Below are 15,603 nucleotides of genomic sequence, written 5' to 3'. Positions count from 1 at the left end.
TCTCTGAAGATTTCGTGCTAACGCTTATCGCTCATGCTGGTTGAAAGCCAGTTCGTCCGTTGAAGCCTAGTAAGCTGGGGAATGCGAACGGAGCTCGTTGTTCGATGGTTCAGAGGAGCCCCCATTCACCTCTTGGTAATGACGAGCCCACTGCTTCGGAGTACCGTCAAACTGAATGTTCCCCTGTGAAAGCTGGATTATCCGGTCGGCGAATTCTTGAGCAAGCTCTGGCTGGTGCAAATTACACAGCACCGAGACATTCCAGTCACGGGAAGCTTGATGCAGCAGTTCGAGAATGGATCGGCTGGTTGCCGGATCGAGGCTGGCGACCGGTTCGTCCGCTAGTAGCAGCGTTGGCTGACGGATCAATGCCCGAGCGATGGCCACACGTTGCTGTTGTCCGCCGGAAAGTTGCCCTGCTCGACGCGTAGCGTGCGAGGGCTCCAATCCTACTCTCTCGAGCCAGGTACATGCGGCGAGGCGATCGTCAGAGTTCCAGTTTCGGAAAATAGATTGCGTCATCGGAATCCAAGGGAGACGCCCCAGCAGCACGTTGTCGAGACAGGACAGACGTTCGACCAATTCATAATGCTGGTGGATCATACCGATCCGGTACTGAAGAGAACGACGATTTCGGCTGGTTAATCGCTGATCGTCAATGACGATCTCACCTTCATCAGGCGTCATCTGACCGCTGACGAGCTTCAAGAGGGTTGACTTGCCAGCACCAGAGTGCCCTAACATCACGCAGAACTCGCCCCGCTGAATCTGAAAGGAGACGTTCCGTAGAGCTTGAACCGTGTCCTTGCCGCTGGGAAAGGACTTACTTATGGAGTTTATGGAGAGCATCGCCGGTCTAATATCTCTTCGTCAGCTAGTCGCGTTGAAAAAGCAGGGGACGTTGGGGATGCATGAATTTAACGATCTGCGGATCGTTCGATAATCGAAGAGATTAGCTGGGGTGTAACTGGGGCGAGCTGATCGATGGCAACATCAAACTCTCGCTGAGGAAACTCGACATCAAAGCGGTCGTAGCGGTCGCCACCATACCCGCGGATCATCTCTGGACTGACACCAGGGGCACGATGAATTTGCCGAAACGCGTCGGTCAGTTTTTTCTTAACCGTATCGGACAGGCCGGGGTGCATGGCCAGCGGTGGATTGGGAATGGGAGGGCTCACAGCAAGAACCTTGAACGCGCCAGTGCTAATCGCACCAGAGTTGATCGCCTTTTGGTAGGCGGCTAACGAACAGCCGGCCGCATCGACATGACCTTCTCGCAGCGCGGCCAATGCATTGCTGTGACTTCCGGTAATCACAACGCGATCAAGCTGTGTAACGGGATCAACATCAGCTTTGAGCAGCATTGCCAAAGGATATCGAAAACTGGATGCCGAATTGATATCCCCTAGTGCCACTAGTTTTCCGCGGAGGTCGCTGAGCCGATTGATGTCTTGATTTTTTCGTACCAAGAGTGCAGAGCGGTAAGAGCTGGAATTGTCCTTAACCGCGACGGCTAAAAGTTCAGCTGCTTTTCTTTGCCGGGCTTGCTGAAATGTGACCGGCCCGACAAAGGCAATATCGACCCGCCTGGCAACTAGCCCTTCGACAACTGCTCCGTAGGAAGTGCCTACACGCAATTCAAAGTGCAGGCCGAAGTTTTTTTCAATGGCATTGAAAACGGGTTTGAAGTCGTCAAGCGTCGTATCCGCGCCTGTATCGGCTGGGATCAACATGACTTGTAGGGGCCGCGACTCACTCCCATCGCGATTTACTTCATCGCCATAGGCATTCACCGCATCGTGAAGTGTAGCCGTGACGATTACAACTAGGCCGAAAACCGCAGTCATGCTGCGAATGATGCGGGTTGTCAGTCGCCGACGTGGCGTGATCATCATTTGGTTACCTCAACCTGTTGTCCTGGCTCTTGAGTCACTTTCTGACGCATATTCGATTTTGGGGGCTCGATTGAGGAAGCAGCAATCTCAGCCGTTGCTGTCTCTTCCGGCTGATCGGCAGGTGCCTGATCAAGTTTGATGGTAAACGTGTGGTCGCTTGCCAAGAGGTAGCGATCGTACAGCGGACTGTATGCCAACATGTGGACCGTGTTGCCATCAGGATCAAACTCAAGCAGCCGCAGGTAGGCTTCACCACCCATCTCACCCATTTGATAGTTTGCAAGGATCTGATGGACCATTTGGCCGTTGTCGTTGGGGTCGGCTCGGTAGCCGGTTCCATCGTTCAGGACATGGCCATTGAACGTGAACACAAAATTGTGCTTTCGCACGAGTTTGTCCCATAACTCTTGTCCATCGTTAACGCCATCTGGCGTGCGATAGTTGTGTGGGTTCCAATGGTTGGGCTTCGACTTTTCGGTATGATCGTATCGCCGCGAGTCGGAATAGAGGTAGGCGTGGGTCACCAATATCCCCTTACGATCTGCGTGCTTCGACATCACTTCATTCGCCCAATCGACGACGACATCTCTTGGTCCCCATTCTAATGCGATGACAATCCACTTTTGTTCACCTATCTCGAACAAATGATAGGTGTTGTCTAGCTTTTCCTTCTCGAAAGCCCCGCCAAACCCTGGCATGGCAGCCAATTTCTCAAATGAGAAGTATTCATTAAGAAATGTCTCGCGGGTTGAAGCATCCCCCGATGGGCCGTAATCGTGGTTGCCGCCAGCGAGAGCATAGGGGACGTGTCCGTCCAGAAGTTGCATCGACTCAGAGGCTCGTTCCCATTCTTTTCTTGTATTGTTATCGGTGATGTCGCCCAAATGCAGAACATATTGAATGTTTCGCTCTTTCGCATGAGCTCGAAGCCAAGCTGTCTGAGTGGAGAACAATCCTGGATAGCGAACCGAGTAGACCTGCGTATCAGGAAGCAAGGCTAAGGTCCACGATCCTTCGGCAAAGCTTCGTTGCACGCGTGGGGACAGTGTGACTTCAATAGCCTCGGCGCTCCGAGCATCGACGTCTTTGACATGCGTTAAGAGGTTCTTGGCAAATTGTTTCGCCAGAGCCTGGCACTTTACGTCGGCGACACGATCTTTCTCGGCGTCGAGAATTTTATCAATATGCATGGCCGCCAGAACAATGCGTCCCTGACCGTAGGCGCCTTCCATTAGAATGGGATAGCTGGCGTTGGCATCTGAACTCAGGATAACCTGGAATCCTCCTTGGCGATCGTAGGTTTCCCATCCTAGGCGTTCTTTGCTGAACGATAGTTTGCCTTGATCGACGGGGAAATCCTTCACCAAAGTATGCTGCGGCGAAAGAACGTAGGCAGCGGACGAGTCCGTATCGCAGCGGCGCGCTTCCAGGGTTGTGGGAAGGAATGGGGGACGATTCTCAGTTTGATCTGCCTGAGTCATTTGGACGAGGACATTACCGTCGTCGACAAACTTGTACAGGTCTTCGGCATACTTCTGCATGTACTTCGGATATGCGGGGTCTTCGCTGGCAAAACTGCCGATGAAGATGAGGCCACTGAGCCCCCAGGGGGATTTGTCCATGGGTAATGGTTTTACGTCAAATCCGGCTTCCGTCAGCATTAAGGCACTGCCCGACCGATTAGTCCACTCGTCGAGATGATCCCAGACATAAGCCTGAGTGCGATGAGGTGCCTTTTCGGATGCTTCCAAGTTCGTATGGTTCAGAGAAAAGCCGGTGAACATTATTACTATGAAACTCGCAAGGGTTTTTGGGGTGATTCGAGTGAGTCGTTTATACGTATTAGGCACTTTTCAGCTCCAGAAAGAGGAGTGACACTGGTAGGGCGGAAGCAATTTTGAGGATATTCTATTCGCATTCATGAATATTGTATCCGTTATTGTTTTAGGCAATAACAAGCCAGTATTCAAGCCAGTTATTCCCCTCCATGCAGGATGTTTACGTAGTGTTAACACGGAATGGATATAAAATCCATGCCAGTGGACTCGTCGTCCGTTCTATGACAGAATAGAGACAGCGAGATCGCAAGTTCCGCCTGAATCCCAAAGAAATTTAATCGCTACAGATGAGGGGAGCATTTTTCCGACATGGCCGCTGACTCTGTTACTACTAACGAGCCTACCGATAAATCTTGGCGCAAGAACTTCCGTCGTCTTCACGGAGAGTTAACGGCCGCCGAGCAACGTGCCGGAGAATTCTTTGAAAGTCACCCCGAGGCCGCTTATCGCTCAATCAGCGAGGTAGTTGCGCTTAGCGAAATTGGATATGGAACGATCATTCGCTTCTGCCAGAAGCTAGGCTGCAAAGGCTTTCAAGAGTTTAAGCTCATGCTGGCCACCGATGGGGTAGTGAATGGACATTCGGAAGGGGGTGCGAATGACCGCCCAGGAAGCGAAGCGGCGCGAAGATTGAGAACCGACCTGAGCGAAACGCTTCGACTTCTGGAAGAGGGGGACCTGCAACATGCGGCTCAGCAGCTGCTCGGTTGCCGAGTTGTGCTCATTGTCGGCGTCGCTAGTTCTGCCCCGCTTGTGACAAGCCTGGCCTGGAAATTGAGCCGGATCGGAATCGACGCCAGGCCTTCGACGGAAGGTTACGTGATGGCCGTGAATGCGACCCTTTTGACGCAGGACGATGTCCTCTTTGCGATCAGCTCTTCCGGGGCGACCAAGGACATCTTACATGCGGCAAAGGTCGCTACCGCCCATGGAGCGTCTCTGATTGCACTAACCAATTTCTCTAGCTCGCCGTTGAGCCAGCTGGCGGAAATCTCTCTGTTCACTACTTCGAATCGCGATCCCGTTAAAGCCGAAGTTCCGTCGATCATTGCCGGAGAAGCGGTGCTGGAGATGCTGCTAGAGAAACTGCTGATCATGGAACCTCAGCGACGAGAACATCTGTTGCAATCGTCGCGGGCTGTTTCCGATCGAAAGTTGTAGACTTAACTAAAATCGGAAGACTAGGCAATTTGAGTGCTTATCGCGTCGGATCGATAATCACCTTCATCGCACCAGGTTCCCCCGAGTAAAGACGAGCAAACCAGTCGACGCTTTCTTCCAAGGAAGCTGTCGCCGTTATCAAATCTTCCACACGAATTGCGTCGCGAGACATCAAGTCGATGCAAGCTGGGTATTCTCCGCTTGATGCACACGAGCCGTAGACAGATAGCTCTCTGGTAACGACGGCTTGCAGCGGAAGCTCGACTTTGGGTGCCAGGTTGCCCACCAGCACAATCGAGCCTCCCTTTCGGGCGCATTGAATAGCCGTATTGATCGTGGGAGTTGCCCCGACGACTTCGAGCACGACGTCGGCACCTCGACCGTTGGTTAGTTGTCGAACCTGTTCTTCGACGTTGCCTTCGCTGGCGACGATCCCGACATCGGCTCCCAATCGCTTAGCCACCTCAAGCCGGTTGCTGTCGAGATCGACGGCAATTACCTGAGAGCACCCGGCTAATCGAATGGCCTGGATGGCGAGCAAACCGATCATGCCACTACCTACGACCACCGCCGTATCGCCCAACGTGACAGGGGCCCTGCCAGCGGCATGGACGGCCACCGAAACCGCTTCAATCATCGCCGCATGATTGTAGGGAATGGAAGCGGGCAAGTGATAGCAAATGTGTTGTGGGACGGCGACATACTCAGCAAACGCACCATGTCGGCGGTATTCGTCGCACGATACGCCAAGAACCATACGGTTGTCACAAAGGTTGATCGCGCCGCGTCGGCAGTAAAAGCAATTTCCACAAGAAACGGTCGAATCGAATGTTACCCGATCCCCTTCACGAAACCCGGTCACCGATTTACCGACCTTGGCTACCACGCCAGCGGCTTCGTGTCCCATGATTAACGGAGGTTGGCGACGTCCGGTGCTGCCATCGTAGCCATGGATATCGCTTCCGCAGATGCCACACGCTTTGACACTCACTAACAGATCATGGTCGCCAATCTCAGGCTCATCGAAGTCGACGACATCTAGTTTCTTGTATTCCGAGAGTAGTAGCGCCTTCATCGATATACCTTCGTTGTTAGAAATGGGGCCCCAGCATGGCACCTGGCGAATTTCCCTTGGGGAACGATCGCTCCAGGAGAGGGTGTTATTTCAGTTCGTCTTTGGTCAGCAAGTCTTGGCAGAGGATGGCCGTGCCGTTCTATCTAGTGGCCATTCTATTCCCAACGTTGTAGTTAGCGACATGGGGGAGGGCAATGAGAAGTATCGTCTTCGTTCTGAGGTATGTTGTGAATTCCATCGAGCAATTGACATGCTTGGAATATCGGTTGCGCAAGGACAAGAGAAATTTCTCTCGAAGACGAGGACAACGAAATTAGTATTTTTAAGGAGCGGGCAAGATTCGACTTAATTCTTTCATAGTCGTGAGACTTCCTCAGCGACGGATCGAGTAACTACAATGAAATGAGCGCATCGCGTTTACTTGATCTGTGAGGGAAGTGGTTATCCCGTTCCAGTTGCGTAGATTAGTTCATCGCCTTCTTTTTTGTGGTTTGTACTCAGCTTGCGATGCACAGGGAGATACTCAGAATGAAACATGTATTTGGGTTTGGCGCTGCGTTTGTTTTAGCCGTGGCTTGTTCCAGCGAAAATTCATCGCACTGCATGGCAGAGAAACTCCGCGTGATAGAATCGGATCAAGCGATTAAGATCGGCGATGGCGACAAACCGGTACTCACTTACAACAAAGTCTCTCCGCCGGTTCCCAAAGGATTAGATGAGATCTACCATCGCAGCGGCTGTCTGCATCCGGTTTTTACGCCTGATGGTCAGTCCGTTACGGCGATGTTTGCAAAAGACCATCCGCATCAGCAAGGCATATTTTCGGCCTGGGTCAGAACGAGCTACCAGGACGAGACGATCGATTTCTGGAATCTTGGTAGCGGCACTGGCCGTGTGCTTCACGAGCGGGTCGTTTCGATCTTCCAAGAGGAAGATCGGGCCGGTTTCGAGGTCGATCTGATCCATCGCAAGGAAACCGATCCGAAGATCGATGTTCTGCGAGAACGTTGGAAAGTTACGGCTTATCCAACCGACGGGAGTTTTCGTTGCTTCGACCTAGAATCGACCCAATCCGCGATCACCGAGAGTCCTCTGTCGATTCTTGAGTACCACTATGGCGGCTTTGCTATTCGCGGCCCTGCACGGTGGGTTACCGTTGGGAATACTAAGGATATAGACGAACGCGAACCAAGCGGTTTTCTTAACAACCTAGGTGAGGATCGTAGGAAGGGAAACCATCAACATGCCAAGTGGGTTTCTCTGTGGGGGGAGATCGAAGGAAAGCCCGTGAGCATTACCGTGTTGAGCGATCCGAACAATTTCCGGACTCCTCAGGCAACGCGGATTCACCCCACGAAACCTTACTTCTGCTTTGCTCCCTGCGTCGATGGCCAGTTCGTGATTGATGCCGATCATCCTTATCAGGCTCGTTACCGATACTTGGTTACCGATGCGATGCCTGATCCGAAATGGCTTAATCAGCAATGGGAAGTGTGGTCGTCAGAATTAACGAAATAGGGACGTGAGCCCCATTTAACTGCCCTTCCGATCGAGATTTTGTGGCATATCAGCTCGTTATGTGCTTAGTGTTGCGTCTACGCAAGGCGGCTGTTGTGATCCGTAAGGTGTTGTGATTTCAAGTGTTGCGATTAATTTAGCCGAGTGGATATCGTGATATTTGAGAGCAATTGCTCGAAACACCGAACTGGTTTATCTTTGTGGTGCAACGATTTCTTAACCTCTCTGTGAAACCACAAGTAGATTACTCGAATGGGAAGAAGCTTCGAAAACCGGAAGCATGCGATTGCCAAGACGGCATCGCAAAAATCTAAGCTTTACTCCAAGTACGGGAAGATGCTGTACGTTGCGGCTAAGACTGGGGTACCAGACCCCGAGTCGAATCCGACGCTCAAGAGCATGATGGAAAAGGCGAAGCGAGAGCAGGTGCCGGCCCATGTGATTGATAAAGCGATCGAAAAGGCCAAGGGGGCAGGGGGTGAAGATTACTCCGAGTCGCGCTATGAAGGGTTCGGGCCAGGCGGCTGCAGCGTCATCGTTGACTGCCTAACCGACAACCCCAACCGTACCATCACCGACGTCCGCAACTGCTTCAACAAAAGTGGGGCCAAGCTAGGCACCGCGGGTTCCGTTTCTCACTTGTTTGATCATCTAGCGATTTTCTCCTTCAAAGGAGGCGAGCAAGATCAGATACTCGAGGCAATGCTCGAGGCGGATGTCGACGTAGATGATGTCGAAGAGGAAGACGGCCAACTCACTGTTTTCGCGGCGGCAACCGATTTCTTCAAAGCCAAGCAGGCCCTACAGGAAGCGATTCCAGACATCGAGTTGGAAGTCCAGGAAATCGCGTTTGTTGCCCAAACAAATACGGAACTCAGTGGTGACGACGCTAAGGCATTTGAAAAGTTCTTAGATATGCTCGATGACTGTGAGGATGTGCAACACGTCTATCACAGTGCGAAGCTCCCAGAGTAGCGGTCCATTGGCAACAGTGCGAACAGGCTCTCCCATTCGCTGAATCGAAAAGCCGCCCAGTCTTATGGGGGGCTTTTCGATCGATTCCTCTTGGAAGCATCTTACGGGCGAAACGCATAGTCGGCAAAGTTGCCAAAACCGGCAATGGTCTTACGGACCCTAAAATCGGAAGGGGCTGCTCACCGGTTGAACAATTAAGCCAGGCTGCGCGGTTCTGGCACGGAATCCTATGATGTCAATCTCCAAGCGAGCTAAGCTTTCGCCACCGGCAGATGACTGCTTCATGGGTTTCTGCCGTCGCATATCAAATCGAGTGCAGACTGCTCAAAAATTGGTGTTTGCGATTCTTGTGCCTTGATCACATTCTACGAAGTCGAACGTTGCTCACTCCAAGTTCCAATATTGCTCTGCTTGAATCTTGCACGGATCAGCGAAGAATACTGCACGATGGTTTGCAGGATACATCGCGTTACGTCCACTGCTTGATGAGTGTGGAAGAACTAGCTGAGACGAAAACCGTCTTTGATGCGATGGTGATTGATGTCGATTTTGAGAACGGGCGAGGTGAGACGCTGATCGCGGAGCTATGTCAGAGCAATGGACTGACGTCGGTTTTGATTTCAGCAACGTGCACACAATTGCACCGGGCTCTGATCTGTCTTGAAGCAGGAGCAATGTCCGTTCTGGAGAAGCCATTTGAACTAAACCGGGCAAAGATCATCGTCGATCAGGCCATCCTGGGAACGCGCCTACGTCGCAAGACGCGACAGGAAAGACAACTGCTCGGACGTCGTATCAGCACGCTGACCGAACGTCAACGCGAGGTCTTCCGTCACATGGTGGCCGGAAAACATGTCAAAGAGATTGCCCTGGAAATGGGAATCGGCATTAAAACTGTGCATACGTTTCGAACGCAATTGTTCGACAAACTCGATATCGATTCGCCGCTTCAGTTGATTCGCGATATCGCCATGGTGTTTGGTCGACGAGGGCTTGAGAAGTTAAGCACATCCGTTGACGATCAGACTATCGCCAAGTTAGTGCACGACATCAGTCAGCCTCGGTATGTTGGGCATTCCGGTTAGTTAAAAAAGAGGGATTGTCCTATCTGATCGAGTCGTAGGATGGAAAGCGACTCGTCTTAATCGTTGTGCCTGTTACGCCGAAACTGATTGTATCGACGGATAAATCAAAGACGCCGAAAGCTCACGGAAGAGGAAACGGCTAAATGCTAGCAGTTGTACGCGTAGACACGAAGGCAATCTATGGCCTCCTCGCTCTCTGCGCGCTAGTCATCTGTTCAGGTTGCTATGCTCCGCTTGTCACTGTTGGCGTGCCAGCGAGTACCTTGCCTGAGGAGTTTCGCTTGCCGCTTCGCACCGGTGGTCCGCTGCTGAATTTCACTTTGCTAACGGCGCCACCGCCCAAAGACTATCTGTTGGGGCCGGAAGACGTGTTGGAAGTTACTGTACCTGAGCTGTTTCCCAACGGTGAGTATCGCCCCTTGTTGGTGCAGGTCATGGGATCGGGGCATATTCAGCTTCCTCTGGTCGGATCAGTACCGGTTGGCGGTTTAAATCTTGCGCAAGCCCAATCAGAAATCACGCGAGCCTATTCAAATGGCTTCTTCAACTCTCCAACCGTTAGTATCTCACTGGCGCAGAAGGCGACATTCAACGTGGTGGTGTTAGGTAAGGTCGCGGCACCGGGGGTTACCGAGCTTCCACGCTACGAGAATGATGTGGCCCACGCGATTGCCCAGGCAGGCGGGTTAACCGAGGACGCGGCCGAAGCGATAGAGATTCACCGTAGGGCTCATGGCGTTACGCCTGAGATCGTAAAGATCGATCTTCGCGGGATGGATCACCTCAATTTCGGCCCTCACGATGTCATCTTACATGAAGGTGATGTGGTGGTGGTTCCGAACCGTAGGAACGAGGTGTTCTATGTGGTCGGCAACCTAAGTCCGACGAATATTGTCCGATTTTCAGCCGGGGAGAGAGAACGAGAACTCGGTGGCGGGTTCATTCTTCCACGAGATCGAGAAGTCGATGTCGTAACGGCCGTGGCAATGGCAGGCTACATTGACCCGATCGAGTCTCCTACAACGGTCACCGTTCACCGCCAGGTACCAGGGCAAGCACCCATGTTGATCATTGTCGATCTGATCAAGGCGAGAACATGTCGGGAAGAGAACATCAACGTTTGCCCCGGAGATATTATCTACTTGAACCCAGATGCGAACTGGTACTTCCGTCGTACATTCGATCGCCTGGTTGACGACATACTGTTGTTCCCCTATCGAAGTGTCTGGGGTTTTTAGCCTTGTTAACGGATGGGCTTAAGACCTCGGGAATACGATAGAAACTGCATTCGCATAACGTTGGTCGAAGTGCGACCACCGACATTAATTCGGCTCATTTGAAGAGGATCGCAGTTATCCAAGTCGTTCACGCCCCGCTGGGTTGTAAACGCGGCAGTGTAACCGATATCTTTCAGCATCGCGGCCACTTCAGCGCTTACACCGCCTGCCGGATAACAAAACGAACGAATCTCCTTTCGTAGCTGCTTCTGTAATTCGTCGCGCGAGCGGATGGCTTCTTCCTGTGCCTCGTCAAGACTTAGCTGGTTCATCAGCGGATGGGTGTGCGTATGGGCACCTATGGCTACGCCTTCTTTCGACAACTCGCGTAGCCGCTGCCAGGAGAGCACTTCGTTAGGTTGTGCATCTTCATGAAGCGATTCGCAAAGGGCATTAACCCATGGCATGGCCTCGCGGTGAGGTAGTTGCTTGACCTTGGCCGCGATCTGGCGAGCGGCATCAATCTTGTGCTTGGGACTATCCAGGTGCAGGTCTATCCCGTCGTGCTGAATCTGAGTTTTGGGGGTTGAGTGAATCGCCCAATGAACGCGATCCCACCAGAACTTTCTTTCCGGATGGTCCGGAAAGGATGTTGGCACGAAGAGAACCACCGGAAGGCCACGTGTTTGAAGCTGTTGCCAGGCGACATCAAAGCTCTGATAAGCGTCATCAAAGGTAATCAATACAGACTTCGCCGGTAGACGTCGGCGACCCTCGATGGCATCCAGGGCGTCGTCTAGTGAGATGATGTGTGAGCACGCTTGAAGTTGATCGAGCTGAGTGGCGAATTGCTCTGGTGTTGCGCTATGTACACCAGGATAGAGGTGAGGCTTTTCGCTAGGCTGATCGACGCGATGATAGGTAATGACGCGAAGAATATTATCGCGTTGCTCTCTCGATTCGAGCGAAGTTAAAAGCTTATCTCCTGCCCAGGAATTAGCCAGAGTAAGAGCACTTTGTGAGAACACTTTGTACATGATGATTAGTGCCGGATGGTGTTCTTTTCAGGTAGCGGGACGTCACGAAACCACATCCATTTGCCCCAAAACACCTCAGGAGGACGCGATAGGACCGGGTCTAACTGGGTGTCGGCTACCTCATAGAGAACAGCTCCTCGGCTGTATGTCACAGCAAAACTATTAGCCTCGCTGGCTTGGCGTTGGAACTCGAACCAGGTCAAACGAATGTCTTCCTGCGCAGCGTGCTGAAATGGTGGATAGGTCGAATCGATAATGCTCACCAAGTCATCTTGCCAATGAAAGATCTTCATCGCTTTGGGCATCAACAGGTGGTTCCACTGATTGCCCTCGGTTTGAAGGTTACTATACATCGTGAAAGAACTTTCGGTTTTTAGTCCGATATAAGGGCACAATGCATTGAGAATGATGATTAGCGGAACGATTGCCAATCCGGCGCTGGCCAATCTAAGGGATGCGGCCGGCGGGCGATCGCTTGAGTCGAAAAGAGATCGTCCATACATCTTCCAGACAAGAAGTGCAGCACCGGCATAGTACAGCGCAAATAGTAATTGGCCGAAACGAATAACGGCCATCCGAACCTGGTCAGGAGGAAGCCAGGCGTAAGAACGAGTGCAAGCGATCAAGAACCATCCCAAGCACAATACGATCAGGGTCGCGGGGTTACGAACAACTCGGGTGATGGTCGAACATGACGTATCCAGCCAGGACGTGTTAGATCGAAGCTCTTGAAAGCGAGCAGGGAGATCTTCAGGCAGGAATAAATAGAGATACGCGACCGCAAAACCAGAGAACGGAATGAAGCCAGACACTCCCATGGCGAAGTGAAACGCAAATGCCAGGGCGATGCCTAGCCAGCGGGTCCTCTTCAGAGCAAGGAGAATTGGTAACAAACATTCCAGCGAGGCCGTTCCCCAGATGACAAGATAGAAGGCCCAAGGCTCTTGGGGCAAAATTCCACCCAGTTTTTCGGACAGTCCACCATATAAAGAAACCGCTGCGCTTATTTCGGGCTTGAAGAAATCGGAATTAAGTTTTGCCAAAGCGGCAGAAGCATACATGACCAGCACGGACCATCGTATGACAGGAGCAAGAGCTTGAAAAAGATCTCCGCCTGAAAAGCGTGAGAAACCATGTTTGCCCCCAAGGATCAATGCCGTTAACAGGATAGCAACGTCGATGACACCGACGAAAATCCAATGGTTGGGCACATAAGGAAGGTCAATCGCGACACTAGCAAAATGCGTGGCGATCATGACGAGAAATGCCACGAGCGATCTAGGATGTGTCAGCACCACAATTGCCGTGAGCGACGCTAGAATGTGATGGGAAAGCGGATTCCAGTCAGAAAGGATCGATTGGTGAAACAGGATGCCGCACGCCATCAAGAAGGCAAAGATAGACAACTGCCTGTCAAAGTCCGTTGGATGCTGGATTTGATGTTCTTCATGCATGGAATCGTTCTCTCACCCATGTACTTTGCGAGTCAATGCCCGACAGAGTCGATGCCAGGTATTCATCCAGGAGGGCAGTGGGTCGCTCCAGTGGAAGATCTGAAGCGTGACATTCGTCTTGCTGATGCTAGAGATCCAATCCCCCAAGCTCAGTTCGCCCCGACTTCTCAATTGCAGAAAGGCCCGCAGATCATCCACGGGGTTCCAGAGATAGACATCATCCTGATAGTCCCGAAAACGCGGCGTGTCACCCTCACACACCCGCTGATATAAAAAGTAAGCGAGGTCATAGCCGCAGCGATCGAGCAGAATGTTGGCCGCAGTGATTCTTGCATTGCACTCAATAAGCTTCAGCATTCCATCCCTTGGGTCGAGTTTGAATTCGACATTGGCCAAACCACGTAGACCGACTTCCGCGAAGAGCTTCGTGGCAGGTTCTACCAGTTCTGGGATGTGATCCGTAACATGTCGACAGGCGACGCCCATCTCGGGAGGAAACCGGCGGATGATACGCTTTGTAAACTGGAATAGATGTTTTCCATTGTCGTCGATGTAGGTGTAATAACTGCAAAGCTGACCGTCTGGCCCCGGAATCTTTTCGACCAGCATGACCTCGTGTTCTTCATCGAGCTTCTCCCAGGCAGACATGAGTTGCTCGAAATTCTCGGCGACCAGAAACTTCACACCAAACGTGGCCACGAAGCGATGCGAGTAGAGGGGTTTCACTAGTAGTGGAAAGACGAGTTCCTCTCGGAGTTTGGTCACCGAGGATATCGAGTCGACCAGCCAGAACTTGGGGGTAGGAACTCCGCAGCGGGTCGCGGCCTGATAAGTCTTGAGCTTGTTGAGCATCGAAGCATGGGCGTCTGGTACAAATAGATCGAGACGAAACCTTCGCTTTAACTTAGTATAGTGCTCGATCAGCAGTTCCAACGCATCATCACTCGCCGGAATAATAACAGATCCCTTCAAGTGATCTGAGGAGGAACCTAGCAGGAAGTCTGCCCACGCCGACTTGCCCTGCGACTTCCCCGCCAGGCTTAGCCATTGGGCAAAGCGAGAGTATCGTACGGGGGAATAGTCGTAGTTGAGCGCCCAAACCTGAATGCCTGCGCGACCCAGACTACGTGCAATTGAGAGTGCATTGGCTCCACCACCAATGACGATAACAGGAGGTCTTTCAGAAATTGAATAGGGCGTTTCAGCTGGCGATATTTCTTTGCTTACCGTAGGAGGCACCACAGACATCAGATCGCGACCTCCCGTTTTTCATTGCCAAGTACATGTCGGGAGGAAACCGACTGGCGAAGGGCCGCCTCGAGAATGACCGAAGCGACCCGGCACTTCCTTAAAACGGGATCATAGTGATGATATAGCCCCGGCGTCGTATTCACTTCTAACACGACACCCCTCGATGCCTGCAGCGGCACGCTTAGGTCCGTCGTAATGATATCGACTCCGGCGAGTGTGACATTTAACTCCCGAGCACAATCACGGCACAGCGCAACGATCTCAGGACAGACGCCATGAACGAGCTGGTTTTCCCCAGCACGATTCTCATTGATGACGGTCTTTAAGGCGACCAACTGGTCGAGTGCCGGAATCGAATGAACGCTCATACCGGATTCCGACAAGGTTCGCCGCATGTCGTCATCGATCGACAATATGGTTTGAGCACGTCGCCAGCCTTGTTCTCTTCGAGAACAATTTTCGGTGGCTACCAACTGCCGGATGGTATGTGTGCCATCTCCCAGAACCATCGGAGGCTTACGACGCACTACTTCGATCAGCTCGCCATGAAGAAAGAGAAGTCGGTAGTTATCGCCCGGGATTTGCTTTTCGATAAGAAGTGTCGTGTCGAAAGCAGCTGCGATTGCCACCGAATTTCGGAGTTCACGTTTTGTGCGAACACATGTGGTTACCCCTGATCCGGCCCCTGTGTTCCTTGCAGGCTTTACAACATGGGGACTGCCATCGAGAAATTCGTAGGTCGTCTCGAGAGTCTCTAATGTAAAGCTCTTCCAAGGCGATACCGTAGTGCCAAGTGCTTCCAGCTTCCGAAGAACTAGCGGCTTGTTGCCCGCCAAACGAAGTGTCACTGGATCATCGAGAGTCGTGTAATTCTTCCAAACACGGGTGCTTTGGCCTTTACGATTGAATTCGAGAAGCCCGCTCTCAAGGTGCGTGATAGACGCTCCGACCTGCGAGGCTGCTTGCTCCCAGGTATGCGTGTAGAACTCGTCTCGCTGCCGCTGTATTTCTCGTCCAAGTCCGCGACGAGCTGCCAGCTTAGTGCGTGCCAAGATCCAAAGGCTACGTAAGCGAAGGTCTAGATGATTCCACAT

General features: G+C 52.1%; 13 protein-coding genes. 5 read left to right on the top strand and 8 right to left on the bottom strand.

Translation table 11 applies throughout. The features are described from left to right. Positions 1-66: 66 nt before the first annotated feature. The 3 genes from HOV93_RS12605 to HOV93_RS12595 all read right to left on the bottom strand — a co-directional run bounded on the left by HOV93_RS12605 (position 67) and on the right by HOV93_RS12595 (position 3,682). Positions 67-849 carry a phosphonate ABC transporter ATP-binding protein gene (locus HOV93_RS12605; RefSeq protein WP_207396843.1) on the bottom strand — a complete coding sequence of 261 codons (783 nt, stop codon included), beginning with the start codon at positions 847-849 and terminating at the stop codon, positions 67-69. A 68-nt stretch (positions 850-917) separates the two neighbouring features. Next, positions 918-1,898, bottom strand: a complete 981-nt coding sequence (locus tag HOV93_RS12600; protein ID WP_207396842.1) for a phosphate/phosphite/phosphonate ABC transporter substrate-binding protein — start codon at positions 1,896-1,898, stop codon at positions 918-920. Further along, entirely contained in the window at positions 1,895-3,682 is a 1,788-nt protein-coding gene (locus HOV93_RS12595; RefSeq protein WP_207396841.1) for a metallophosphoesterase, read from the bottom strand. Before HOV93_RS12595 ends, HOV93_RS12600 begins: the two co-directional genes overlap by 4 nt. Before the next feature lie 363 nt (positions 3,683-4,045). Between HOV93_RS12595 and HOV93_RS12590 the strand changes: the two genes are divergently transcribed. Next, positions 4,046-4,897 carry a MurR/RpiR family transcriptional regulator gene (locus tag HOV93_RS12590; protein WP_207396840.1) on the top strand — a complete coding sequence of 284 codons (852 nt, stop codon included), beginning with the start codon at positions 4,046-4,048 and terminating at the stop codon, positions 4,895-4,897. Positions 4,898-4,934: 37 nt separating this feature from the next. Here the strand turns inward: HOV93_RS12590 and HOV93_RS12585 are convergent, their stop codons facing one another. Next, entirely contained in the window at positions 4,935-5,972 is a 1,038-nt protein-coding gene (locus HOV93_RS12585) for a zinc-dependent alcohol dehydrogenase (protein WP_207396839.1), read from the bottom strand. Positions 5,973-6,500: 528 nt separating this feature from the next. Here HOV93_RS12585 and HOV93_RS12580 point away from each other — a divergent pair. The 4 genes from HOV93_RS12580 to HOV93_RS12565 all read left to right on the top strand — a co-directional run bounded on the left by HOV93_RS12580 (position 6,501) and on the right by HOV93_RS12565 (position 10,788). Then, positions 6,501-7,490, top strand: a complete 990-nt coding sequence (locus HOV93_RS12580; RefSeq protein ID WP_207396838.1) for a DUF6807 domain-containing protein — start codon at positions 6,501-6,503, stop codon at positions 7,488-7,490. 252 nt (positions 7,491-7,742) lie between these two features. Further along, the gene (locus HOV93_RS12575; RefSeq protein ID WP_207396837.1) at positions 7,743-8,465 is read left to right on the top strand and encodes a YebC/PmpR family DNA-binding transcriptional regulator; all 723 of its coding nucleotides are present in this window, start codon (positions 7,743-7,745) and stop codon (positions 8,463-8,465) included. A gap of 380 nt (positions 8,466-8,845) precedes the next feature. Then, a complete protein-coding gene (locus HOV93_RS12570) occupies positions 8,846-9,550 on the top strand; it encodes a LuxR C-terminal-related transcriptional regulator (protein ID WP_207396836.1) in 705 nt (234 codons plus the stop codon). A gap of 143 nt (positions 9,551-9,693) precedes the next feature. Then, positions 9,694-10,788 carry a polysaccharide biosynthesis/export family protein gene (locus HOV93_RS12565; RefSeq protein WP_207396835.1) on the top strand — a complete coding sequence of 365 codons (1,095 nt, stop codon included), beginning with the start codon at positions 9,694-9,696 and terminating at the stop codon, positions 10,786-10,788. Positions 10,789-10,793: 5 nt separating this feature from the next. Here the strand turns inward: HOV93_RS12565 and HOV93_RS12560 are convergent, their stop codons facing one another. The 4 genes from HOV93_RS12560 to HOV93_RS12545 are packed head-to-tail and all read right to left on the bottom strand — an operon-like array spanning position 10,794 to position 15,603. After that, positions 10,794-11,804: a polysaccharide deacetylase family protein gene (locus HOV93_RS12560; RefSeq protein WP_207396834.1), complete on the bottom strand. Its 1,011-nt coding sequence runs from the start codon at positions 11,802-11,804 to the stop codon at positions 10,794-10,796. 5 nt (positions 11,805-11,809) lie between these two features. Next, on the bottom strand, positions 11,810-13,258 hold the full coding sequence (locus HOV93_RS12555) for an HTTM domain-containing protein (protein WP_207396833.1): 1,449 nt from the start codon (positions 13,256-13,258) through the stop codon (positions 11,810-11,812). Between the two features lie 12 nt (positions 13,259-13,270). Continuing rightward, positions 13,271-14,506: a carboxylate--amine ligase gene (locus HOV93_RS12550; protein ID WP_207396832.1), complete on the bottom strand. Its 1,236-nt coding sequence runs from the start codon at positions 14,504-14,506 to the stop codon at positions 13,271-13,273. Beyond that, positions 14,506-15,603: a hypothetical protein gene (locus HOV93_RS12545; protein ID WP_207396831.1), complete on the bottom strand. Its 1,098-nt coding sequence runs from the start codon at positions 15,601-15,603 to the stop codon at positions 14,506-14,508. The genes HOV93_RS12550 and HOV93_RS12545 overlap by 1 nt, the downstream gene beginning before the upstream one ends.

It is taken from the genome of Bremerella alba (assembly GCF_013618625.1).
In the GTDB taxonomy this organism is placed as follows: domain Bacteria; phylum Planctomycetota; class Planctomycetia; order Pirellulales; family Pirellulaceae; genus Bremerella; species Bremerella alba.
Note: the sequence above shows the minus strand (reverse complement) of the source record. Positions and strands in the feature narration are given on the sequence as shown.